The sequence below is a fragment of the Streptomyces sp. NPDC025793 genome, from assembly GCF_055558375.1.
This window is the reverse complement of the sequence record NZ_JBVHMR010000059.1, coordinates 1-22,488: the sequence shown is the minus strand read 5'-3', so window position 1 is coordinate 22,488 and position 22,488 is coordinate 1. Positions and strand designations below refer to the sequence as shown.

At 70.3% G+C, this 22,488-nt stretch carries 16 protein-coding genes, 1 tRNA gene and 6 pseudogenes; 10 read left to right on the top strand and 13 right to left on the bottom strand.

Annotation, left to right across the window (positions count from 1 at the left end; all coding sequences use genetic code 11):
- The first annotated feature begins 8 nt into the window (after positions 1–8).
- From ACZ4MF_RS44150 to ACZ4MF_RS44130, 5 genes are all read left to right on the top strand, one after another.
- Positions 9–1,649, top strand: a complete 1,641-nt coding sequence (locus tag ACZ4MF_RS44150; protein ID WP_467499425.1) for a glycoside hydrolase family 13 protein — start codon at positions 9–11, stop codon at positions 1,647–1,649.
- Positions 1,650–1,985: 336 nt separating this feature from the next.
- Positions 1,986–3,323: an OFA family MFS transporter gene (locus tag ACZ4MF_RS44145; RefSeq protein ID WP_467499423.1), complete on the top strand. Its 1,338-nt coding sequence runs from the start codon at positions 1,986–1,988 to the stop codon at positions 3,321–3,323.
- Positions 3,298–3,426: an MFS transporter small subunit gene (locus ACZ4MF_RS44140; protein WP_256255804.1), complete on the top strand. Its 129-nt coding sequence runs from the start codon at positions 3,298–3,300 to the stop codon at positions 3,424–3,426. Before ACZ4MF_RS44145 ends, ACZ4MF_RS44140 begins: the two co-directional genes overlap by 26 nt.
- 161 nt (positions 3,427–3,587) lie before the next feature.
- Positions 3,588–4,535: a beta-ketoacyl-ACP synthase III gene (locus ACZ4MF_RS44135; protein WP_467499420.1), complete on the top strand. Its 948-nt coding sequence runs from the start codon at positions 3,588–3,590 to the stop codon at positions 4,533–4,535.
- Positions 4,536–4,736: 201 nt separating this feature from the next.
- Positions 4,737–5,414: a GntR family transcriptional regulator gene (locus ACZ4MF_RS44130; protein ID WP_467499418.1), complete on the top strand. Its 678-nt coding sequence runs from the start codon at positions 4,737–4,739 to the stop codon at positions 5,412–5,414.
- 377 nt (positions 5,415–5,791) lie between these two features.
- On the opposite strand, the pseudogene ACZ4MF_RS44125 reads toward ACZ4MF_RS44130, so the two are convergent.
- Positions 5,792–6,700: pseudogene (locus tag ACZ4MF_RS44125) on the bottom strand (low temperature requirement protein A); the annotation flags it as partial.
- A gap of 324 nt (positions 6,701–7,024) precedes the next feature.
- Positions 7,025–7,234 (bottom strand): annotated as a pseudogene (locus tag ACZ4MF_RS44120) (NF041680 family putative transposase); the annotation flags it as partial.
- 421 nt (positions 7,235–7,655) lie between these two features.
- On the opposite strand from ACZ4MF_RS44120, the gene ACZ4MF_RS44115 reads away from it, so the two are divergent.
- The gene (locus ACZ4MF_RS44115; RefSeq protein ID WP_467499416.1) at positions 7,656–9,386 is read left to right on the top strand and encodes an outer membrane protein assembly factor BamB family protein; all 1,731 of its coding nucleotides are present in this window, start codon (positions 7,656–7,658) and stop codon (positions 9,384–9,386) included.
- Between the two features lie 60 nt (positions 9,387–9,446).
- Here the strand turns inward: ACZ4MF_RS44115 and pqqE are convergent, their stop codons facing one another.
- From pqqE to ACZ4MF_RS44100, 3 genes are read right to left on the bottom strand one after another with little or no spacing between them, the layout of a single operon-like run.
- On the bottom strand, positions 9,447–10,832 hold the full coding sequence (pqqE, locus tag ACZ4MF_RS44110; RefSeq protein WP_467499414.1) for a pyrroloquinoline quinone biosynthesis protein PqqE: 1,386 nt from the start codon (positions 10,830–10,832) through the stop codon (positions 9,447–9,449).
- Positions 10,829–11,518, bottom strand: a complete 690-nt coding sequence (gene pqqC / locus ACZ4MF_RS44105) for a pyrroloquinoline-quinone synthase PqqC (protein WP_467499412.1) — start codon at positions 11,516–11,518, stop codon at positions 10,829–10,831. The genes pqqE and pqqC overlap by 4 nt, the downstream gene beginning before the upstream one ends.
- Complete coding sequence (locus ACZ4MF_RS44100; protein WP_467499409.1) at positions 11,503–11,718, bottom strand: hypothetical protein; 216 nt, start codon at positions 11,716–11,718, stop codon at positions 11,503–11,505. Before ACZ4MF_RS44100 ends, pqqC begins: the two co-directional genes overlap by 16 nt.
- 152 nt (positions 11,719–11,870) lie before the next feature.
- Here ACZ4MF_RS44100 and ACZ4MF_RS44095 point away from each other — a divergent pair.
- A pseudogene (locus tag ACZ4MF_RS44095) lies at positions 11,871–12,431 on the top strand (IS5 family transposase); the annotation flags it as partial.
- Positions 12,432–12,435: 4 nt separating this feature from the next.
- On the opposite strand, the pseudogene ACZ4MF_RS44090 reads toward ACZ4MF_RS44095, so the two are convergent.
- Positions 12,436–12,677, bottom strand: a pseudogene (locus tag ACZ4MF_RS44090) (hypothetical protein); the annotation flags it as partial.
- On the opposite strand from ACZ4MF_RS44090, the pseudogene ACZ4MF_RS44085 reads away from it, so the two are divergent.
- Both ACZ4MF_RS44085 and ACZ4MF_RS44080 read left to right on the top strand, forming a co-directional pair.
- Positions 12,676–13,528: pseudogene (locus ACZ4MF_RS44085) on the top strand (aldehyde dehydrogenase family protein); the annotation flags it as partial. The pseudogenes ACZ4MF_RS44090 and ACZ4MF_RS44085 overlap by 2 nt on opposite strands.
- A gap of 176 nt (positions 13,529–13,704) precedes the next feature.
- A tRNA-Leu gene (locus ACZ4MF_RS44080) sits at positions 13,705–13,789 on the top strand.
- A gap of 143 nt (positions 13,790–13,932) precedes the next feature.
- On the opposite strand, the gene ACZ4MF_RS44075 is transcribed toward ACZ4MF_RS44080, so the two are convergent.
- From ACZ4MF_RS44075 to ACZ4MF_RS44050, 6 genes and pseudogenes are all read right to left on the bottom strand, one after another.
- A complete protein-coding gene (locus ACZ4MF_RS44075; RefSeq protein ID WP_467499407.1) occupies positions 13,933–14,058 on the bottom strand; it encodes a hypothetical protein in 126 nt (41 codons plus the stop codon).
- An 11-nt stretch (positions 14,059–14,069) separates the two neighbouring features.
- Entirely contained in the window at positions 14,070–15,086 is a 1,017-nt protein-coding gene (locus tag ACZ4MF_RS44070) for a recombinase family protein (RefSeq protein ID WP_467499405.1), read from the bottom strand.
- A gap of 1,082 nt (positions 15,087–16,168) precedes the next feature.
- Positions 16,169–16,474 carry a hypothetical protein gene (locus ACZ4MF_RS44065; RefSeq protein ID WP_467499403.1) on the bottom strand — a complete coding sequence of 102 codons (306 nt, stop codon included), beginning with the start codon at positions 16,472–16,474 and terminating at the stop codon, positions 16,169–16,171.
- Positions 16,475–17,290: 816 nt separating this feature from the next.
- Positions 17,291–18,121, bottom strand: coding sequence for a polyphosphate polymerase domain-containing protein (locus tag ACZ4MF_RS44060; RefSeq protein ID WP_467499401.1), 831 nt, complete (start codon positions 18,119–18,121; stop codon positions 17,291–17,293).
- Complete coding sequence (locus ACZ4MF_RS44055; RefSeq protein WP_158926978.1) at positions 18,118–18,750, bottom strand: DUF4956 domain-containing protein; 633 nt, start codon at positions 18,748–18,750, stop codon at positions 18,118–18,120. Before ACZ4MF_RS44055 ends, ACZ4MF_RS44060 begins: the two co-directional genes overlap by 4 nt.
- Before the next feature lie 588 nt (positions 18,751–19,338).
- A pseudogene (locus ACZ4MF_RS44050) lies at positions 19,339–19,563 on the bottom strand (GNAT family N-acetyltransferase); the annotation flags it as partial.
- 425 nt (positions 19,564–19,988) lie between these two features.
- Here ACZ4MF_RS44050 and ACZ4MF_RS44045 point away from each other — a divergent pair.
- Positions 19,989–20,228: a hypothetical protein gene (locus ACZ4MF_RS44045; RefSeq protein ID WP_467499399.1), complete on the top strand. Its 240-nt coding sequence runs from the start codon at positions 19,989–19,991 to the stop codon at positions 20,226–20,228.
- Between the two features lie 171 nt (positions 20,229–20,399).
- Here the strand turns inward: ACZ4MF_RS44045 and ACZ4MF_RS44040 are convergent.
- Positions 20,400–22,488: condensation domain-containing protein (locus ACZ4MF_RS44040; protein ID WP_467499397.1), on the bottom strand; the 2,089-nt coding region annotated here is incomplete at its 5' end.

Below are 22,488 nucleotides of genomic sequence, written 5' to 3'. Positions count from 1 at the left end.
AGACAACCGTGTCATCCACCGCCGCACCCTGGTGGCGCAGCGCCGTCATCTACCAGGTCTACATCCGCAGCTTCGCCGACGGGAACGGTGACGGCGTCGGCGACATCGCCGGCCTCCGCTCCCGTCTGCCGTACCTCAGGTCACTGGGCGTGGACGCCATCTGGATCAACCCGTGGTACAAGTCCCCGATGGCGGACCACGGTTACGACGTGGCCGACTTCCGCGAGATCGACCCGGTCTTCGGCACCGTCACCGAGGCCGAGCGGCTCATCGAGGAGGCCCACGAGCACGGGATCCGCGTCATCCCCGACATCGTGCCCAACCACACCTCCGACCAGCACGCCTGGTTCCGGGCCGCCCTCGCGGCCGGGCCGGGCAGCACGGAGCGCGAGCGCTACGTCTTCCGCCCCGGCCGCGGCCCCGACGGCGCCGAGCCGCCCAACAACTGGGTCTCCTGCTTCGGCGGCCCCGCCTGGACCCGCCTGCCCGACGGAGAGTGGTACCTCCACCTGTTCGCGCCCGAGCAGCCCGACCTCAACTGGGAACACCCCGAGGTGCGGGCCGAGTTCGAGTCGGTCCTGCGGTTCTGGTTCGGCCGGGGCGTGGACGGGTTCCGCATCGACGTCGCCCACGGGTTGATCAAGCACCCGGAACTGCCCGACCTGCCGCCCCGTACCCGGGAAGAGGACGGCCCCCGGCAGCACGTCGACCACCCCCACTGGGACCGCGACGAGGTCCACGACATCTTCCGCGCCTGGCGCAAGGTGGCCGACGAGTTCCCCGGCGACCGCTCCTTCGTCGCCGAGGCATGGGCGGACACCCCCGAGCGGCTCGCCGCCTACGTCCGCCCCGACGGCCTGCACACCGCCTTCAACTTCGACTTCCTCATGACCGACTGGAACCCCAAGGAACTGCGCGCGGTCATCGACGACACACTCGCGATGCTCGGCTCGGTCGGCGCCCCGGCCACCTGGGTCATGTCCAACCACGACGTCGTACGCCACCCCAGCCGCTACGGCCGCAAAGCTGCCAGGAAGTGGCTGGCCAACGAGGTCTACCGGCCCGAGGGCCCCGCGAACCTCGAACTGGGCACCCGACGCGCCCGCGCCGCCGCCCTGCTCATGCTCGCCCTGCCCGGCGGCGCCTACATCTACCAGGGCGAGGAACTCGGCCTGCCCGAGGTCGAGGACCTGCCCGAGTCCGTGCTCCAGGACCCCGTCTGGGAACGCTCCGGCCGCACCGAGCGCGGTCGCGACGGCTGCCGGGTCCCCCTTCCCTGGTCCGGGCACGCTGCGCCGTACGGCTTCAGCCCCGAGGGCACACAGGCCGCACCCTGGCTGCCCCAGCCCGCCGACTGGGCCGAGCGGAGCGTGACGGCACAGACCGGGGACGCGTCGTCGATGCTGGAGCTCTACCGCAGCGCCCTGCGCATACGCCGCGAGCAGCCGGCACTCGGTGACGGCACCCTCACCTGGCTCGACGCCCCCACCGCAGTCCTCGCCTTCCGCCGCGAACCCGGCTTCGTCTGCGTGGTCAACCTCTCCGCCGAGCCGTACCCACTCCCCGAACACACCGCGATCCTGCTGGCCAGCGGACCCGTCGCGGACGGCCGGCTGGCCCCGGACCAGGCGGCCTGGCTCGCGGTGTAGCGCCCCCGGCCCTCCCCATGTCCACCGGGGCCTGTCCGGTCCCACTCCCCGCCGTCCGGACAGGCCCTGGTCCCTATCCCTCGAATTCACTGCCGTCGACCCACCACACGGCCGCGTGACCACAACCGGCTTTCCAGTCCGAACGCAACGACGCGCGGCGTCAGCCGTGGGCGTCACGTACGCACGTCGCGTGAGGGGGCCGGGCTCCTCGCCCGCCACCTACCGGTCGACGCCATGTCGACGGTCGACCGTTGGACGCATCCCGCATACCGTTCACCGCATACGGTCGACCGCACACCTTCTCAACTCCCGTCCCCGGCCCTACCGTCCGCGAGCATGAGCAGCCCCCCTCTCGCACCTCCGGGCTGGAGCCGCTGGCTCGTTCCGCCCGCCGCCCTCTCGGTCCACCTCTCCATCGGCCAGGCCTACGCCTGGAGCGTGTTCAAGCCGCCCCTCGAGTCCGCCCTGCATCTCGACGGCACCGAGAGCGCGCTGCCCTTCCAGCTGGCGATCGTGATGCTCGGGCTGTCGGCCGCTTTCGGCGGCACGCTGGTCGAGCGCAACGGGCCGCGCTGGGCGATGACGGTGGCCCTCGTCTGCTTCTCCTCCGGCTTCCTGATCTCCGCGCTCGGCGCCGAGACGAAGCAGTACTGGCTGATCGTCCTCGGCTACGGCTTCGTCGGCGGGATCGGACTCGGCATCGGCTACATCTCGCCCGTCTCCACCCTGATCAAGTGGTTCCCGGACCGGCCGGGCATGGCCACCGGCATCGCCATCATGGGCTTCGGCGGCGGCGCCCTGATCGCCTCGCCCTGGTCGGCGCAGATGCTCTCGTCCTTCGGCAGTGACAACGACGGCATCGCCCTCGCGTTCCTGGTGCACGGTCTGTCGTACGCCGTGTTCATGGCGCTCGGCGTCCTCCTCGTCCGGGTGCCCGGCGCGCACACCCCGGCCGCGGGCGCGAGCGGACCCGGCGACGCCGACGGTGTGCGGGTCTCCGCCCGCAGCGCGGTGCGCACGCCGCAGTTCTGGCTGCTGTGGGTCGTGCTGTGCACGAACGTGACCGCCGGCATCGGCATCCTAGAGAAGGCCGCTCCGATGATCACGGACTTCTTCGCGGACAGTTCCACCCCGGTCTCGGCCTCGGCGGCTGCCGGTTTCGTCGCGCTGCTGTCGGCGGCCAACATGGCGGGCCGCATCGGCTGGTCGTCGGCCTCCGACCGGGTCGGCCGCAAGAACATCTACCGCGTCTACCTCGGTGTCGGCGCGCTGATGTACCTGCTCATCGCCTTGTTCGGGGACTCGGCGAAGCCGCTGTTCGTGCTGTGCGCCCTCGTCGTCCTCTCCTTCTACGGCGGCGGCTTCGCGACCGTACCCGCGTATCTGAAGGATCTCTTCGGGACGTACCAGGTCGGCGCGATCCACGGCAGGCTGCTCACCGCCTGGTCCACCGCGGGTGTTCTCGGGCCGCTGATCGTCAACTGGATCGCCGACCGGCAGAAGGAGGCGGGCAAGCACGGTGCGTCGCTGTACACGCTCTCGTTCGGCATCATGATCGGCCTGCTCGTTATTGGGTTCGTCGCCAACGAACTCGTACGTCCCGTCCATGTCCGTCACCACCATGTCCCCGCTCCGAGGGAGGCCGCGGATGACCAGCGACAGCAGCCCGCCTAGCCGCAGGGGCCTGATCGTCCTCGCCTGGCTATGGGTGGCAGTGCCCCTGGGTTACGGGGTGTACGAACTCGTGCAGAAGGCGACGCAGCTGTTCACGGGCTGAGGGTCCGGGACGGATGCTCGGGTGTCTGAGGGGCTGAGGGTCTGAGGGAAGCCGACAACTCGAACGCCCGAATCCTGTGGCCTCACCTGCCGTCGTACCCGTGAGTCACTGTTCAGACTGGTGGATCCCGCTACCCGCACGGCATCAAGGGGATCTCCGCCATGAACGGCTCGCGCATCGCCGCCATCGGTCACTACCAGCCCGCCAGGGTGCTCACCAACGAGGACCTGGCGGGCATGGTCGACACGAGCGACGAGTGGATCCGCAGCCGGGTCGGCATCCGGACCCGGCACATCGCAGGCGTCGACGAGCCGGTGGACGAGCTGGCCGCGCACGCCGCCGCCAAGGCTCTCGCCGCCGCAGGGCTGGCCCCCGGCGACATCGACCTGGTCCTCGTCGCCACCTCCACGGCGGTCGACCGTTCCCCGAACACCGCGGCCCGGGTCGCGGCCCGGCTCGGCATCCCGCAGCCGGCGGCGATGGACGTGAACGTGGTGTGCGCCGGGTTCACCCACGCGCTGGCCACCGCGGACCACGCCGTCCGGGCCGGCGCGGCCACCCGGGCGCTGGTCATTGGTGCCGAGAAGATGTCCGACGTCACCGACTGGACCGACCGCAGCACCTGCGTGCTGGTCGGCGACGGGGCGGGGGCCGCCGTGGTCGAGGCGTGCCGGCCGGGGGAGGAGGCGGGGATCGGGCCGGTGCTGTGGGGGTCGGTGCCCGAGATGGGGCACGCGGTGCGGATCGAGGGCACGCCGCCGCGGTTCGCGCAGGAGGGGCAGAGCGTCTACCGCTGGGCCACCACCCGGCTGCCCGCCATCGCCCGCCAGGCCTGCGAAAAAGCCGGGGTCGCTCCGGAGGACCTCGCCGGGGTCGTCCTGCACCAGGCCAACCTGCGCATCATCGAACCGCTCGCCGAGAAACTCGGCGCCGTCAACGCGGTGATCGCCCGCGATGTCACCGAATCCGGCAACACCTCGGCGGCCAGCATCCCGCTCGCCCTGTCCAAGCTCGTCGAGCGGGGAGAGCTGAGCGGCGGCGATCCGGTGCTGCTGTTCGGCTTCGGCGGCAACCTGTCGTACGCCGGGCAGGTCGTACGCTGCCCGTGACCGGGTGAGGTGGGTGCGACAGGCAGGCCTGTGCGCGAGCGGCCGGAGGTGTATGCAGTGAGCGGGGGACTGTATGCAGTGGGCTGGAAACTGTATGCAACAGGCCTGGATTTTGTGCATCGTAGACTGTAGACAAAAGGCAATCGATACTGAGCGGCGTCCAGCGCCCACGCGCCAGACCTGCCCAGGAGGGGGACCGCGATGTTGTCGACCGGACTGCCGCAGGGGAGCGTGCCCAGGCTGGATCGCCCCGGCCCGCTGCGCGAGCGCGTCTACGAGGCCCTGCTGGAGCTGATCACCACCCGCGCCCTGCAGCCCGGCCAGCATCTGGTCGAAAACGAGCTGGCCGGGCATCTCGGGGTCTCCCGGCAGCCGGTCCGCGAGGCGTTGCAGCGGCTCAACACGGAGGGCTGGGTCGATCTGCGGCCCGCGCAGGGCGCGTTCGTGCACGAGCCGACCGAGGAGGAGGCCGACCAGCTGCTCACGGTCCGCACCCTGCTGGAGGCGGAGGCGGCCCGGCTGGCGGCCCTGAACTCCGACGCGAAGGGCGTCGAGGCCCTCTTCGAGATCGTGAAGGAGGGCCGGACGGCGGTCGCCAAGAACGACGTGACCCGTGTCGTGGCGCTGAACGCGGCCTTCCACGCCAAGGTCATGGAGCTGGCCGGCAACGTGGTCCTCGCCGAGCTCGCCGCGCAGGTCGACCGCCGGGTCCGCTGGTACTACACCCCCGTCGCCAAGATGCGCGGCGGCACCTCCTGGTCCGAGCACTCCGACCTCGTCTTCGCCATCAAGGAGCGGGACGAGCAGAAGGCCGGCCGGCTGATGCGCGAGCACACCGAGCACACCCGGCACTCGTACCACCACCGCAACGAGTCCTGAACCGGTCGCCGTAGCTCCCTGCGCCCGCCTCCCCGCGCTCGACGACCGTCAACCTCCTGCGCCTGCCGTATCCCGAGACCGACTGGTGACCACGGTCCGGGCGTACCAGCGGGCCTCGATCGCCAGCATGGCGACCAACACGGCCACCAGCAGCAGGAGTTCGCCGTAGGCGGGCATGCGGACGCCGGCCGCTGCGGTGGCCAGAGCCAGCGGGGCAGTGGCGGCGCGGTGGCGGACGGGACGCAGTCCGAGGGTCGTCCGGAACGCGGCGTCGCCCGCGAGGAACAGTGCCACCCCGCCCGCGAGTGCCAACGCGGGCCCCAGTGCGGATGTCGGGTGAGATGCCCGAGGGTCGTCTTGATGCCCGCCGACAGACAGGCGATGCCCAGCAGCATCGGCAGGAAGGCGTAGTAGTAGGCGTTCATCGCCAACCGCCAGCGGGCGGGCGGCGGGGTCGCCCGGAACGCGGCCTCGGCGGCCTCCTCGTCCCGCACGAAGTACGTCCACCACAGCGCGACCGACAGCGCGAGCGCCAGGAACGCTCCGGTGAACAGGCCAGGGGTGAGCGGCAGATCGCCGATGCCGACCCCGATGGAGATGACGGACTCGCCGAAGGCGATGATCAGCAGCAGCCCGTGCCGCTCCACGAAGTGTGCCGGATCCAGTGCCCCGAGCTGCTCGCGCAGCACCGCCGTGCCGCGTCCGTCCCTGCGCGCCGGCCCGCGCTCGGCGACGAACGGCGTCACGACCTGCAAGGCGATCGCGAGCAGCCACAGTCCGTCCGCCGCGAGCCCGTCGACCAGCCCGGCGGCGGTCACCGACAGGGCCGCGAGCGCGTTGGTGACGCCGTACCAGATGGAGTCCCAGCCATGGCTGCGCGTGTACAGGGCGGTGTGGACGACGACCACGAGCAGGAAGCCTGCGCCGAAGACCACACCGGTGTCCTGGAACACCCGCGGGATGGCGAGCGCGCACACCAGGAACGCGGCCATGCCGCACATGAGGAGCAGCCGCCGCGACGGCCGGTCGGGCGGCACCTGGTTGGTGAGGTAGGCGTAGGCGCCGTACATCCAGAACAGCACGATCAGGATCAGTGCCACCCGGCCGGCCGTGGCGAACGACAGGTCGTGCGCGAGCAGTACGGTCAGCTGGGTGAGGGTGAAGACGAAGACCAGGTCGAAGAAGAGTTCCAGGGTGGTGACGCGGCGCCCGGTCTCCCCGGTGCCCTCTGCCCGCCCGCTCTCCTCGGGCTGCCCGGCCGTCGTGGCCGACGGCGTGGTGTGCATGCGGTGTTCCCCCTCCGGTGATCGGTGTGCAGATCGTAGAGGGGGAGCCACCGCGGGTGACGCTCAGGCGCGGGAATCGTTCAGGCGGGGATACCGGACAGGCACGCCCTTGCAGCGGCGGGGCGACGCGTCTCTGAGTGGCTCTCTGCGGCTCTCGGGGCGAGAACAGTGCTCGGGGGGCGTCGAGTTCGGCGTCCCTGACCCCCGTCGCGCCTCGTCTCGGGCCTGCCCTGGATGATCGTCGGGCGTCCGAAAGGAATGAATCGAGCCGCCCCGACAGGCCATTTCGGACTAGATCATCTGCTTTCCATGTTCCCGTATTTGAGCGTCGTGCATGGCGCCATGCCCGCGCCGATGCTCGGCCGTCAGCGTGAGGTCCACCAGCGTGGCCACCGGACCGTCCGCACACGGCAGCGCGTCCGCCAGCTCGAACAACGTGTCCCCGCGCAGGGTCAGGAAGTCGGAGAAGTCGTCCCGAAAGCGTGACGCCACCGCGAACTCTTCCCGCCGGACGCCAGGTTGCAGCAGACCCATTCCTCCACGGCGTTCGTGCTGGTCAGGTATCTCTTCGGCCAGAGCCGAGGATCAGGCGGAGGCCGTGTCCACGTACCCGGAATCTCCGAACGAGTGATCACGTTCGAGGCATCGTTCGAAATCGGACATATGGGAGATCGAGGCAAGACGTCGTTGGTATCCAGGTGTGAACCAGTTCCAGCGCCTTCTTCAGGTTGTACTCGGCGATGCCCGCCATGAACGTAGCCTCAGGTGCCCGGCTCGGCTTCGAGCGCCACGGAGTTGAGGACCCTGCCGGTGTCATCGCCCCGTGTCTGTTGCTCCCTGGGAATGAATCCGTCGTCGCGCCGAGAGCTGTTTGCCCGATCCCCTGAGTGTGCGTCATGACAATCGGCGTCGGCCGAGTTGATCGGCCACGCGACCCGAAACCAGGGCGGAGCACATGACACGACTCACGTCACCGACGAACCAACGAACCGGGGCAGGAGGAAGAGGAAAGGGCAGATGGCGGCTGCTGCGACTGAGGGGCGCCGCGGCGGCGGGTCTGCTGCTGCTCGGGCTCGCTTCCCAGGCCCAGGCCATCGACTCCACCGTCTCGCTGAACAACGCGCGCACGGGGTGGGACGCGAACGAGCCGGCCCTGTCGCCGGCCCTGGTGTCCTCGTCGAGTTTCGGACAGCGCTGGTCCACCGCGGTGAACGGCGCGGTGGAGGCCCAGCCGCTGGTCACCGGCAAGCACGTGGTCGTCGCCACCGAGAACAACTACGTCTACGGCATCGACGCCGTCACCGGGCAGACGAACTGGACCCGTCAGCTCGGCCCGGCCTGGCCCACCTCGGCAGTCAAGGCCGGCTGCACCGCCCCCGCGCCGCACAACGGGATTACCTCCACCCCGGTGTACGACCCGTCGTCCAACACCGTCTACCTCACCAGCAAGGTCAATGACGGCGCGGATGTGCAGCACCCGCACTGGTACTTCCACGCGTTGAACGCCTCCACCGGCGCCGAGCGCGCGGGCTGGCCGGTGCGGATCCAGGGCACGCCGACCAACAGCCCCGGCCACCCGTTCAACGCGTTCACCTCCTTGCAGCGTGCCGGTCTGCTGCTCCTGAACGGCTCGGTGTACGCGGCCTTCGCCTCCTACTGCGACACCGGTCCGTACGTAGGCCAGGTGGTCGGGGTGAAGACCGGCAGCCGTAGTCTGACCCTGTGGTCCGCCGAGGCCGGCTCCGACAAGCAGCAGGCCGGTATCTGGCAGAGCGGCGGCGGCCTGGTCTCGGACGGCTCCGGCCGGATCTTCCTCACCACCGGCAACGGCGGCGGCACGGGCTCCTCGCCGAGCCCCGGCCCGGGCAACAAGCCGCCCGGCCACTTCGGCGAGTCGGTGGTCCGGCTCGGCGTGAACAGCAATGGCAGTCTCTCGGCGCGGGACTTCTTCAGCCCGACCAACAACCGGACACTGGACAGCAACGACACCGACCTCGGTTCGGGCGGGCCGGTCGCGCTGCCCGACGGCTTCGGCACCGCCGCGCACCCGCACCTGCTGGTACAGGTCGGCAAGGACGGCCGGGTCTTCTTGCTGGACCGGGACAACCTGGGTGGCATGGGCCAGGGACCGAACGGCACGGACAAACCGGTGAGCGTGGCCGGACCCTTCGAGGGCGTCTGGGGCCACCCCGCATTCTGGGGCGGTGGTGGAGGCTACGTGTACACCGTGGCCACCAAGATCGGCAACGCCCGTTCGCCGCTGCGCGCGCTGAAGTTCGGGGTGAACGGTTCCGGCATCCCGACCCTGACCAGCGTGGGCACCAGCAACGAGGGCTTCGGTTACGGCTCCGGTTCTCCCGTGGTCACCTCCAACGGAACGTCCAGCGGCTCCGCTCTGGTCTGGGCGGTCTGGTCCGGCTCCGGCGGCGGCGCCGGTGGAGCACTGCGGGTCTATGACGCGGTGCCCGTGAACGGTGTCATGCACCTGCGCCGCTCCTTCCCGATCGGCACGACGTACGGCTTCGTGGTCCCCGCCGTGAGCGGCGGTCGGGTCTACGTGGGGACCGGGGACGGCCACCTGGTGGCCTTCGGCACCGCGGACCCGCCCGCTGCCGGCCCGATTCTGCCGTCCTCCGGCCCGACTCCGCCCTCGTCCGGCCCGACAGGCGGGTGCCTCTGCGAGTAAGTCGGCCAGGCACGGATCCTGAGCCTTCGCCGCGCTCGAATCCCGGCCCCCGGACGCGCCTCAGCGGAAGCGTCTGGGGGCCGGGGTGTCGGCCGGGATCGGGTCGGTGACCAGGTGATGGTGCGGCGAGAGGGGGCAGGCCGGGTCGGTGGCGGCCGGATCGCCGGTGAACTGGAAGGCCTGGCAGCGGCAGCCGCCGTGGTCCACCTCGCGCAGTGCACAGCTGCGACACGGCTCCGGCATCCAGGCGGTGCCCCGGAACCGGTTGAAGGCGGGCGAGTCATGCCAGATCGCCGCCAGATCCCCGGTGACCGCGCTGGGCACCGGCAGATCAGGCAGCTGAGCGGCGGCGAGGCAGGGCAGCACGTCCCCATTGGGCGCGACCACCAGCTGACGCTCTCCCCAGCCGTTCATGCACGGCTTCACCTCGCCGGCGTGGTGATCGGCGGCGACGAGCACGATCTCGGCCCGCCCGATGTGGCGTTCCCGGACCGCGGCGACGTCCCGCTCGGCCTGCCGGACCTGTTCCTCGCCGGGCGCGAGGTGGGCGCGGTTGCGCCAGGCCCAGCCGTAGTACTGGGTGTGCGCGAGTTCGACCCGGTCGGCGCCCAGCGCCACCGCCTGGTCCGCGAGGTCGCCGAGCCGCGCCAGATTGCCCCGGTGCAGCACGGCGTTGATGGTCAGCGGCAGTCCGGCATCGGTGAACTGCCGTGCCGCGGCGAGTTTCCGGTCATGTGCGGTGAGCCCGGCGACGGCGTCGGCGCGCACTGCGTCGGCGTCCTGGAGTGACAGTTGCACATGGTCGAGGCCCGCGTCGGCGAGTTCGGCGGCCCGCCCAGCGGCCAGCGGGATGCCGCTGGTGACCAGGTTGGTGTAGAGACCCAGCCGACGGGCCCGGTCGACGAGGACCGCCAGATCGCGACGCAGCAGCGGTTCACCGCCGGTGAGGTGGACCTGGAGCACGCCCAGGTCCCGCGCCTGGCCGAGGAGCCGCAGCCAACGCTCCGTTTCCAGCTCGTCACGGTAGCGGGACAGTTCGACCGGGTTGGCGCAGTAGAGGCACTGGAGCGGGCAGCGGTAGGTGAGTTCGGCGATCAGACCGAGCGGCGCGGGTGCGTGTACGGCGGCGCCGGACGGGCCGGCGGCGGTGACGGGGCGGGCGGGTGCGCCGGTGCCGTCCAGGGCGAGCAGCCGCCGTTCGGCGAGATCGGCGAGCAGTGCGCCGACCTGCTCGCCGTCCACCCCGTCGTACTCGCCGCGGAGCCGGGCGGTGATCCCTCGCGCGTCCCGGCGTCCGTCGCAGTGCCGGAGTACGGCGGCCGCGCTGTCGTTGAGCATCAGCACGCCCTCGGGGTAGACCAGCGCGGCCTGGTTCCGGACCGGGTCGTGCACCAGCCGCACCCCTTTGCGCAGGCCGGGGACCACGGCGGGGCCAGCGGTGCTCACCGGGCGGCCCCGTAGTCGACCGCGTCCAGCATGGCGTGCAGGACCTCGCACTTGAAGGCCAGGGCGGCGATAGCGGCCTGCTGCTGCTCGGCCGTGACACAGTGGTCCAGGACGAGCTCAAGGGTGCGGGCGCTGTCCTTTCGGGCGACAGGGATGCGGCGCTCGAAGTAGGCGTAGCCGGCCCGGTCGATCCACTCGTAGTGCCGGCGCCAGGCGGTGACGCGGGCAGCCATGTGGTCCGGCGAGAACATCTCGGTGAGCGCCGCTGCCACACCTTCGGTCCACGGTCTGGTCCGGCAGAAGTACAGGTAACCGTCGACGGCGAAGCGCACCCCACGGGCGACGTGCCGCTCGTCGAGAACCTCCCCGCGGTCCAGGCCGACCGCCTCGGCGAGCACCAGCCAGTCGGCCAGCCCGCCCTCGGTGTCGCTTGTGCCGTCCTGCTGGCCGAGCCGCTCGACCCAGACCCGGCGGACCTCCGGCAGCGGGCAGTTGGCGATGATCGCGGCGTTCTTGCGGGTGAGGCAGAGCTGGTAGTACCAGCGGTTGGCGACCCAGCGCCGCAACTCCGGCGGCGTGCAGCCGCCGGAGTGCAGGCGCTGGTGGAACGGATGGCTGTCCCAGTACCGTCCGCGCAGGTCGTACAGCCTGGCGGCGAACCGCTCGCGGGTCAGCGCTTGCGCCATGGGGCGGTCTGTCCGGCGTAGGCGGTGACCTCGGCGCCGGTGCGGTGGCATTCCACCACCGGGGCCGACCAAGCGGGTTTGGCTGCGGCCCGCCGGACCGGGGGCGCGGTAGGGGCGGGGCGCCGTGTGCGGGTGGCGGTCACAGGTGCCTCCTTGGTGAGCGGGGCGGGAGCGGACCAGCGGGCCTGCGGGTGCGGCACGCGTCCTTACGGCAGGACGCTACGAGCCCTCCCGCCCGGCCGCCGGTTGAGCACCCCCGAACGGGTGACGGCCCTCCATCCCGGGCGTCCACTGAAGTGCTAGGGGTGCGCGGCGACCGCCCGCCAGATCCGTTCCGGCAGCAGCACCGCTGCTGCGGGACTGGACCGAGGCCGGGGTATGGCCCCGCCTCCAGGCGGCCCTGCTCGTCGAGCTGCGACGGGCCGGGCTGCTGGAGATGGACGACTGCGCGATCGACGGCTCGCACGTGAGGGCGCTGAAGGGGGGGCTCACACCGGACCGTCGCCGGTCGACCGCAGCCGCCCCGGCAGCAAGCATCATGCGATCGTCGACCGCCACGGTGCTCCGCTCGCCGTGTCGCTGACCGGCGGGAACCGGCACGATGTTACCCAGCTCATCCCTCCTGGACGCGATCCCGCGCCTCCGCGGCAGACGCGGCCGCCCCCGACCCCCGGCGCAGGCCGAGACGGCTGTTTGCCGACCGCGGCTACGACTGCGACAAGTACCGGCGTCTGATCCGCAAGCGCGGCATCACCCCGAAGATCGCCCGGCGCGGCACCCCGCACGGCTCTGGACTGGGCAAGACCCGCTGGGTGGTGGAGAGGACGTTCGCGTGGCTGCACCAGGTCAAACGCCTGCGCATCCGCTACGAGATACGTGCCTACCTTCGCCAGAGCTCCTCCAACTCGCCTGATCCGTCATCTGCTTGAGGCGAGTACGCACCGCATTCTGAAGCGATCAGTTAGGACACCGGCTGGACCTCCCGGTGTGGTGACGGCCGCCGTCCTGCCGTCCCGGCCCGGCTGGCGCAGCGCAGCGCGATCGCCGCTGCCACCATGGAGACGCCGCCGGCCGGCGCGTAGGCGCCGTTGTAGCCCCGGGCGTCGACCACCATGGAGGCGAGGCCGCCGCCGAACAGTCCGCTGACCAGTTTGCCGCTGTCCTTCGTCGGCGGCCGCGACACCGGTGCCGCCGACGCCACCGCCGTCGCCGACCTCGGCAAACGGCACATCCTGGAACAGGAGGGCCTGAACACCTGGGGCATCTGGGACTTTTACGGCTGGGCTCGGCTCGGCAACGTGATCCCCAAGCTCTTCGACAGCTCTTCGACTACGGAAAACAGCGCTGCACCGCTTACCCGCGTTTCGTCGTCCAGCGCTTCCTCTTCGACGCGTTCCTCGCCAGCTACCTCCCGGCGGTCCGCGCCGTACGCGTCGGCCACCCCCTCGCCGTGGCGGCCCCCGCCGACCCGCTCCCGGACCTCGACTTCGGCCCCCTGATCCACGCGGTCAAGGACAAGGAACTCACCGACCAGGTAGCGGAGGCCGTGGACCGGGGCGCCGTACCGCTGCACCGGGGCGGCCGGACCCGGCGCGCTTCCTGCCCGGACAGGACACGACGGCGTACGTCCACCCGGTGGCTCTCCTCAATCCGCCGCCCTCGTCCGCACTGCACCACGCGGAACCCTTCGGACCGGTCGACACGATCGTCCTCGTCGACACAGAGGCCGAGCTGCTGGCCGCCATGAACGCCTCCAACGGCGCGCTGGTCGCCACCCTCGCCACGGACGACCGGAACGTCTACGACCGGCTCGCCCCGCAGATCCGCGCCTTCAAGACAGGGCACGGCGTGCCCCGCTCCCGGGGCGACCGCGACGAGCTGTTCGGCGGCTTCGGTGCCTCGCTGCGCGGCTCCTTCGTCGTCGGCGATCTCTTGGTGCGTGCCGTCACCCGAGGGCCGGCGGGGGAGCGGCCGCCCGGGAACTTCCCGGAGTACCAGCTCACGCCCTGATTCATCGCACCGTGTACACAGGATCTCGCATTCTGTATACCGTCAACGATCTCGGCGGCTCGCCGGCCCGGGCCGCCGCTCAGGGCACGGATACGCAGGTGAAAGGCACTCTGAAACCTTGGTATTGTTGTCCATGTCGCCGCGGGGAACACCCCCGGCAAGGCGGCAGACACCTAGTCCGGGTGGCGGAATGGCAGACGCGCTAGCTTGAGGTGCTAGTGCCCTTTATCGGGCGTGGGGGTTCAAGTCCCCCCTCGGACACAGTTGACAGTTGCCCCACGGCGCCCTGTTCTTGGGCAGGGGATATTGGCACCCGCTTTCGGCTTCCGGCCGGGGCGGGTGTTCGTCGTTTCGGTGCCTGCGGTCTGGCTTCTTCTGCGCCGACGTTTCAGTGGTGGGTTTGGTCAGCTGATGGTGATCCTTTCTGCCTGGGGTGTGTTCGCGGTCAGGGTCCTGGCCGCTGGGTCGTAGGTCAGGATGATCTCCTCGCTGCGGAGGTGGGCGATCGCCTGGGCGGGTGTGGGTTGCACCGCGTCACGGCTCACGGACGCCGCCCGGGAGGATCCAGACGGCTGGTGAGGCGGAGGTGCAGGGCCGGTAGATGTGGCAGAACGTGGTCTTCGCGGACGTAGGTGTTGGGGATGCGGCCGGGGTCGGGGCGGGTGGTGCTGGTGTGACCGTGGCGGCAGCGGTAGCCGGCACGATGGTGGCTGCAGTGGCACTCCATGCGGCGGCCGCAGACGCCGCAGCACAGCAGCCCGGCCAGGCGATAGGTGCGCCCGGGCGCCGTCTCCCGGTGGATGCGCAGGTCCTGGACGGTGATGAAGTCGGCCTTGCTGACCAGTGTTGGGTGTGCTGGGTGGGCGGAGATGATCCAGTCGCTGGGGGTGTTCCAGCGCATGACGTCGCGGTGGCCGACTGTGGTGTTGGCGTGGTCGACGAGGTCGTGGTCGGTGCGCTGGCGGTTCCAGACCTGCCGGCCGGTGTAGCGGGGATTGGCCAGGATGGCCCGCACCGTGTTCAGCACCCAGTGCCGCCCATCGCGGTGCGGGTTCCGGGCCCGGTCGGCGGCAGCCGGGCAGGGAATGCCGGCGTCGTTCAATGCACGGGCGATACGGGCGGTGCTGTGGCCGGCCAGGCGTTGGGTGAAGATCCAGGACACGATCGGCCCGCACTCGGGATCGGTGTCCAGACGCTGCATGCGGACACCGCGGCGGGCATGCGACCGGTTGGGGTGCGGACCGGCATCGACGAGCCGGTAACCGTACGGCGGGCGGCCGCCGAGGTAGCGGTCCTGGTCGCGGGTCTGCACGGTCATCGCGGCCCGCACCCGGATCCGGGCGCGGGCGATTTCCCGCTTGGACAGGATGCCGAGCAGGATCATCAGCTCCTCCTGCCCGCCGACCTGCGGGTCGACCGTTCCACCCAGCTCCGGCACCCACACCTCGACGCCGTAGTGATCGAAGAGCGGAGCCATGGTCGCGAACTGGTTGCCGTAAAAGGCGCGTTCACTGGAACCGATGACAAGGGCATCGAACTCCCGGTCGGGGTCGGCCACAGCCGCCAGCAGCGCGGGGCCGACGTGCCCAAGGGACGGTGCGGCTGCGTCCGGTGTCGAAGAACTCGGCGACGATCCGTCCGTGTCCGGAGACGAGAGCCTGGGCGCGTAATAATTGCCAGGCTTGCGACGTGTCCGGGTCCTGGTGGTCCTCGGTGGACACTCGACCGTAGAACGCAAACCGCAGTCCACCGGCGGGCGGCATGCCGACAGGGGAGGAACGGGGAGTCCAGGTGCTGGCCCAATCCGCCACAAGAGCTTGAGCCCCAGCGGGATCGTGGGTGTGCTCGACAGGCTGGTGGGATGCTGTCGTCATCGGCGCCTCCCCGAAGCCGTCGTGCCTGGCCTTACCGAGGCGTGCCCGGACAGGAGGCCCGGCCGCACCGAGAGGCGGCATGTTGACCCGAATGAGCGAAGATCGGCGTGGCGCAGTGCCCGCCCCCTCCGGGGGCATGAGCCGTCAGGGTCACGCAGCCAAGTCGGATCACTCTCTCCACGGCGCAGGCCCCCGCCGAGGCCTGCGCCGTCAGGCGGCAGTTAGGACAGCGGACTGCTCCTGCCGCAGCGGTTCTTGAACTTGCCTCCGGCACGCATCATGCAAGGGCAGGGACCCAGCGCGCAGGCCGCATGAGTCTGCGGCTCGTAGGGCCGGCAGTCCATCACTGGCAACATGGTCCGGGCCGTCACGGCGTCCACGAGGCCGACGGCGGTCCCGACGGAATCGGACCGCCGCTCCCGTCGTCTGTGGGCGGAGCGTATTGCCACATGTCCGTTGGTGTACTCAACGGCGTGGGCGTGGGGTCCGAGGGATGCGCGTACGGGCCGGCGTGGTTGTACATGAGCAGGAGCATTTCTCCGGCGAAGAGGATGCTTATGACGCTCAAGGTGAAGCCCATGGGGTTCCGCGGGTTGTACTCGTAGCGGTTCGTCCCCAACTTGCTTCGCTTGAACACCGGTTCGTTGTCATCAAAGGGCACTTGCAGGACCCTGATTTGCGCGCGCGACCGGCCGGAAGACCACAGCGGCAGCTGATGAACCCGGACTTGCCGTTGTCCTCGACTGTCCCCGCAGCCCTACTCGCGTCAACGGCTTTGGGGGCGAAGCAGTGGCGCGGGAAGAGCACCGATGGCGTTTCCCGCCGTGGCGTCTTCCAGGCCTGCGATCTGCGGCTCAAGGGCTTTGACGTTCTTTGCGTTGTTGACCTCGGCGATCCCCTGGGCAGTGACGGCCAGGGGATCGGAGACAAGCGCCGCCTTACGCTCTCGCAGGACCTCGATGGCGACGCCTTCGACGGTGCCAAGGCGTTGGTATCGGGCATCGAGGTCGTGACGGCCGCCTTCGCCGAGTTCGTACCGCAGGTAGGCACAGTCGGTGTCGGTGAGCGTCATGATGCGGAGGGCTCGTCTGCAGGCTTCGTCTGGCGCGGTGCGCGAGGTGGCCTCGGAGCGGCGGTGGGTGTGGGCTGCGGCGCCCACGCGTCAGGATGTGTGATCTGTTCGGCGATCTCCGGGTCCGTAACCTCCGTGCCGGACTGGAGCAGCAACGTCTCGTGCGTCTTCGGATTGGTGACGACCTGAACACAAGCCGTTCTGATCTTCGAGCGGCGACGGACGCCGGGGCCTGTGCCGCCGGCCCCGGCCGTTGGCCATCCGTCGTTTCCCGCAGGAGGAGACCCGCCAATGGTGCGTCAAAGCGACGTCGGGAAATGCACGGCATGAAGCTGGTGTGGCGATGATTGGTGGTGTCTCTCAGTACGCTGGAAGACTTCTCGGACCCACTGGCGGCTTCAGAATGGCCGAGCCGGGGACTGGCCCACTGCAGCGGTTGGCCTGCCGGGCCGCTGTCCCACGGCTCGATCCCAGCACCCCCGACCAGCAGGCTGGCCCAGGGCAGGACTCGCCAGATGCCTTCGGCATCGCGGTCGGCTATCACGACACCGGTGGTGTCCAACTTGCGTTTCCTCACGTCCTGGACGGTGAGGCCGACTGCGCAGGCGGCGAGCCGGACTCGGATCGCCACGCCGTCCGCACATAGAAATGCGCCGCGCCTCTCGCCGGGGCCAGCCATGCCACAACGGGCGCGCCCACGAGCGAAGATCCGCGCGACAGGGCCCCGGTGTCCGGCCGGGAGGACGCACATCGCCTCCCGGCCGCAGGGCTGTCCCGGCGGCGGGCCCGTCATGCCACCGGGTCTTCATCGGCCGTTCAACACTCCGGCTCCGGGGCCACCTCACCGAAAGCGCGGCGGGAGGCGCGGCGCCACCGGCTGGCGGGGAGCGCGGGTCGCAGTGCGGCGTAGGCGCTGCAGTACTTGGTGAAGACGGCGGGGCGTATCCCGTGGGCGTGCAACAGGCGGTCCGCCTCGGTGAGATGCCCGGTGGTCTTGGTCTCGACGAGGACGAGGTCGTCCGTGCACCGCACGGTGCGCCCCGTGCGCATGTCGTCGCAGACCAGTGCCGCGTCGCAGGTGATGCGCTCGCCGTCGGCCACGAAGGTGGCGCGAATGTAGTCGGTGCACAAGGACGGTGCGAGGGCTGCCGGGGCGCCGATGCCGTACGCGGTGCGCAGGGTGTCGGCGAGGAACCCCCGGCAGTCGGGGTCGAGCGGGGTGGCCGCTCCGGTCAACGGACGGCGGCGTTTGACGGTGTCGCCGCGCGGCCCCTTGAGCTTGATCTCGAACTGCCGCTCACCCGTGTCCGTGTAGACCCGTTCCCGGATCTTGAAGCGGAGCCGGCGGCCCTGCCGGTGGTCGTGGAAGGAGCGGAGCTCGGGGGTGTCGTAGTAGACGGAGTGGTAGCGGAAGGCACGTCGGCCGTCCATGGCGAGGGCGCGGAAGGGGCCGCCGCGCCGGTGCGGGTCGGTGAGCCGGCCGACGATGCGCAGGAAGGTGTCCGAGGGCACCAGGTAGCTGTGGTCGAAACGCGCGAGGAGAGCGGCCCGTTCGTTGAGCTCGTCGAGCGAGATCGGGCCGGCGCCGTGGGCGGCGTCGCCGATGGCGCGGACCGCAGCGGCGGAGCGGATCGATGCGGGGGTCATGCGCTTTCCCAGGTGGGTGTGGTCCGGTGGGCGGGTCCGGCGGCGGGCACGGGGCCCCGGCCGGCCGGGGCGGCTGTGCTCTCGCGGTAGCGGACGTCGACGACGGTGAGGTCCCGGACGAAGTCGACTTCCATGACCGTCCAGTGGAGGGGCTCACCCAGGCGCCGTGCGAGGTCGGCGCGTAGCGCGGCCGGGTCCTCGTGGACGGTGTCGAGAGTGACGACGGCGCGCCGGGTGTCGGCCAGGAGGCGGGGGCTGTCGGCCGCCCAGACGATGAGGAGCAGGGTGGCGCACAGCCCGCCGGTGAGCGCGAACGGCAGCCTCGGCAGTCCGCAGAGCAGGCCGAGGACAAGGGTGGTGAAGTAGTAGGCGACTTCTTCGTGCTGCACGGCGTCGGAGCGGAGTCGCACGATCGAGAGCACGCCGAAGAGGCCGAAGCCCAGGGCCGCCCCGCCGCTGCGCACCTCGGCGAGGGCGGTGACGACGGTGAAGAGGCCGGTGTTCAGGGCGAGATAGGCCGGCACGAGGTCGCGCCGACGGTGGCGCGGATAGTAGATGGCGAAGGTCAGCACGCCGACGGCGGCGAGGTCGAGCCCGAGGTGGGCAGCGAGATGCCGTAACGACTCCATGACTGCACTCCCTGTAAGTACCGAGGCTGGAAGGCCCCGAAAGACCGGAACGAGAGACAGACGGTAGGTGAACTCATGGCGAACATGTATTCGCTTGTGGAGAAACGATGCGCCTCCTTGATGGCCTTCGGCCCCAACTGACCGGAAGCTCACACCTCCTGTCGCGTTCGCCCCTCTTGCCGACCGCCTTCGACGTTCCACTGCCGGGCAGGGGAAGCCAACGAAGGCGCAGTGTCTCGCCGCCGGACTCGCCACCCGCAGCCCCTCACGCGACGTATGGCCGATCGGCCGGCGGCCGGGGAATCAGCGTCAGCGGCTGCGCGGAAAACCTCAGAGGTCCTTGGCCGGAACGACGGCACGCCCGGCGGACAGTCGCCGATGGGCTCAACCGTGTTCGCAGGCGGTACCGGAGGCGAAGCCGCGGCCGCGACGTCGGCCGACGCAGGCGGCACTGGAGGAGGCGGCACCGAAGGAGGCGGAATACCACGCCGTGTACCGGTAGCGGACCCGGCCACGGGTGAGATCGCGGGAGCTGAGTTCCACCAGCACCCGTCGTACGGGACGAGGCTGTCTGTCGCCCACGACACCCGGGTCGCGGGTCGTGCCGATCCGGCGCATCACTTCCTGGGAGCGGAGGTTGTTGACGGTTGTTGACGCGACGATCTGCGGTAGCCCGAGGATCTCGAAGCCGAGGGCCAGGCAGGCCAGGGCGGCCTCGGTGGCGTAACCGTGGCCCCATGCCGAACGCTTCAGCCGCCACCCGATATCCACGCCCGCGAACGGCATGTCCTCTTCCACCTCGTCCGAGCCGGCGCCGGCCGGGGCGCGGCCCTGGGGCCGCTGGTGTCGCCGGCGCGTGCGCATCGCGAGCGTTCCGGACGGACGGACCGATGCGTGTGAGTCTCAGTGGTCTTCGTGATCCCGCTTGGCGCGTCGGCCGCGGCCATGGACGCTCGGACGCTGGCATGACGTCAGGCGTCGGTCACCCGATCGTGTCCGCCCACGTGGTGCAGCGGGAGGTGGGGCGTCCCCCGGAGTGTGGACACAGGGGCTCATGCTGCGATTGTGTACGTGTGCTCACATCAGCGATTTGGTACGTGGTGGAATGCATGCCCACGCAGCGTTCCCGCACGCGTCCATCCGCGTCTTCTTCGTGAGCCTCGTCGTCCTCGACCCGCTGGCCGTGGTGCTCGTGGGGCCTTGTGCGGCGCAGTGGTATCTGGTGGGGGAGCGGCGTGATGACACCGGATGTGGCCGCGAACTGGATCAGCAACTGGCCGTCCGTGAAGGCTGACCCGGCCCAGCTGCTGCAACCGGTAGGGCTGACGCCCATCACGCTCTTCGGCCTGTTCGTACTGGTATCGAGCCTGCTTCTGGTGCGCGCGCTGAAAATCGCGGCGGAGTCGGCGTCTCACACGGAGGACCCGAGGAGCAGGCTCGACGCGGCGGGAGCCGAACTTCCTGAGGCGCGCCGATAACGGACATCATTCGGCCGAACGTCCGCATCCCGTGGAGCGCGGTCCGGTTTCCGCTCACCCGGACCGTGCAACGGGCAGAAGGCCGCGGCAGGGCGCAAGCCCGCTACGGCCCGGGCGTTGAGCAGGCAGCCGGCAGCCTGCTCAACGCCTCCCGCACCACGCTCTAGCCGTTCACCAGGTCCCCCACTCGGAGCCGAGTTCGGCTTCGAAGGCATCGATTTCGCTCTGGCTCAGATCGATGAGGGAGAGGTCGGAGGGCGTGTGGCCGCCTGCGTCGGGCTGTTGCCCGTGGACGGCGAGCGCGCCAAGCACTCGGAACCAGGTCTCGGCCAGGTCGCGCACGGACGCGTCCGGGAACAGGGCTTGCGGCCACGTCCACCGGGCCGTGAGGCGTGCACCCTCGGCCCGATTCTCGGTCACGACGTTGATCTCGATCGCGTGCGCGACGCTCATCCCCGGGTCGCTGCCCCCGACGAGACCGAATTCCGGTATGGCCGTCCAGTCATCGTCCGGGGCGGACGAGACGTCGAACCGGCCGAGGTAGTTGAAGGCGATCTGGGGCTTTGGCAAGGCGGCCAGCCCAGCTGCGGTACCGGGATTGAGGTAGCGCAGGAGTCCGAAGCCGCTGCCCTTGTCGGAGAACTCGCGCACCTGCTCCTTGACCCACTTGAGGGTACGGCCCAGATCGGCCCCGCCGGCCCAGATGTCCGGCCAGTCCACCTCGCCGGCGTCCAGCAACATCGGGTACAGACTGGTGAACCAGCCGACGGTTGAGGACAAGTCGGCCGGCTCGCCCATGCCGTCGCGACCGTGTCCTTCCACGTCCAGCAGGACGGCTGTGCCCTCGCCAAGGCCGCGGCGGCGGCGCCAGTCCGCCACCGCCAGGGTAAGCCCCGCCAGGAGCACGTCTTGAACGGTGGCGTGGAAGGCCGCCGGCACGGTCACCAGGAGATCAGCGGTGGGGGCTTCAGGCAGGGACAGCGTGATGCTCCGGAGCGTCGAGAACGTATCCCGGGCGGGGTCGAGCGCGACCGGCCCGAGGCTCTCCTCATCGGCGTTGAGGGCTGCCACCCACAGGGGAAGCTCGGCCACGCGGTCCGTGTCCCGGGCAAGCTTCTGCAACTGCGCTGCCCAGGTCCGGAAGGATGTACCCGTGCGACTCAGCGCCAGCTTCACATCGCCCGAGGGAGCGGCACAGGCGGCCGCAAGGTCCGACATCAGGATCCGCCAGGACACCCCGTCGACGGCCAAGTGGTGAACGACCCACAGGAGTCGGCCACGCTCGGCCGACCCGGCATCGCACCAGGTGACCGTGAACGCGATGCCTGCTTCCAGATCCAGCCGCTGGGCCGCGGAGTCGAGCTCGGCACGCGTCAGCGTGTGAACGTCCTCGTCCGACAACCCCTGCACATCGACCCGGGTGACCCGCTCGACGACATCGACCTCGTGCCGCTCCTGCACCCGAAGCGTCGGGGCGGTACCGGTCGTGCTCCGCCCGGCTTGCAGCCGCAACATGTCATGTCGTTCCACGACAGCCCGCAACGCCGCTCGCAGAGTGTCGAGGGTGAGACCGGCCGGGGTGTGCACGGCCATCGCCTGGTGGAAGTGGCCGACCGGCCCGCTGTGCTCGAACAGCCAGCGCATCATCGGAGTGGGCGGCAACTCGCCGATCCCGGCGTCCGCGTCCTCTGAGACGTCGTCGGCGAGGACGGTCGCCACGCCCGCCAGACCACGGACGTTCCGCATCTGGAAGAGGTCCTTGGGCGTGATGCTCAGACCGGCCTGCTGCGCCCGGCGCACCACCTGGATCGCCAGGATGCTGTCGCCGCCGAGTTCGAAGAAGTTGTCGTCGATGGACACCCGCTCGACGCCGAGCACTTCCGCGAATATCTGGCAGAGGACCTCCTCTTGTGGCGTGCGCGGGGCACGGCCGGTGCCGTCTGCGGTGAACTCGGGTGCGGGCAGGGCCCGTCGGTCCAGCTTCCCGTTGGGCGTCAACGGCAGCTCGTCCACCGTCATCACGACCGAGGGAACCATGTACTCCGGCACCGAGCCCGCCACATGCGCCCGCAACGCCTGCGGGTCCACTACGGCAGCGGTGGTGGGGACCACGTACCCGACCAGCCGCTTGTCACCGGGACGGTCCTCACGCACGACCACCGCAACCTGGGTGACGTCCGGATGGCCGGCCAGGACGGACTCGATCTCGCCGAGTTCGATGCGGAAGCCTCGGATCTTGACCTGGTCGTCGGTGCGGCCG

Coding starts and splice junctions, on each gene's coding strand:
- ACZ4MF_RS44145 (WP_467499423.1), top strand. CDS start 1,986: ATGAGCAGCCCCCCTCTCGCACCTCCGGGCTGGAGCCGCTGGCTCGTT.
- ACZ4MF_RS44140 (WP_256255804.1), top strand. CDS start 3,298: ATGACCAGCGACAGCAGCCCGCCTAGCCGCAGGGGCCTGATCGTCCTC.
- ACZ4MF_RS44135 (WP_467499420.1), top strand. CDS start 3,588: ATGAACGGCTCGCGCATCGCCGCCATCGGTCACTACCAGCCCGCCAGG.
- ACZ4MF_RS44130 (WP_467499418.1), top strand. CDS start 4,737: ATGTTGTCGACCGGACTGCCGCAGGGGAGCGTGCCCAGGCTGGATCGC.
- ACZ4MF_RS44115 (WP_467499416.1), top strand. CDS start 7,656: ATGACACGACTCACGTCACCGACGAACCAACGAACCGGGGCAGGAGGA.
- pqqC (WP_467499412.1), bottom strand. CDS start 11,518: ATGGCGCAAGCGCTGACCCGCGAGCGGTTCGCCGCCAGGCTGTACGAC.
- ACZ4MF_RS44065 (WP_467499403.1), bottom strand. CDS start 16,474: ATGACGCTCACCGACACCGACTGTGCCTACCTGCGGTACGAACTCGGC.
- ACZ4MF_RS44060 (WP_467499401.1), bottom strand. CDS start 18,121: ATGACCCCCGCATCGATCCGCTCCGCCGCTGCGGTCCGCGCCATCGGC.
- ACZ4MF_RS44055 (WP_158926978.1), bottom strand. CDS start 18,750: ATGGAGTCGTTACGGCATCTCGCTGCCCACCTCGGGCTCGACCTCGCC.
- ACZ4MF_RS44045 (WP_467499399.1), top strand. CDS start 19,989: ATGACACCGGATGTGGCCGCGAACTGGATCAGCAACTGGCCGTCCGTG.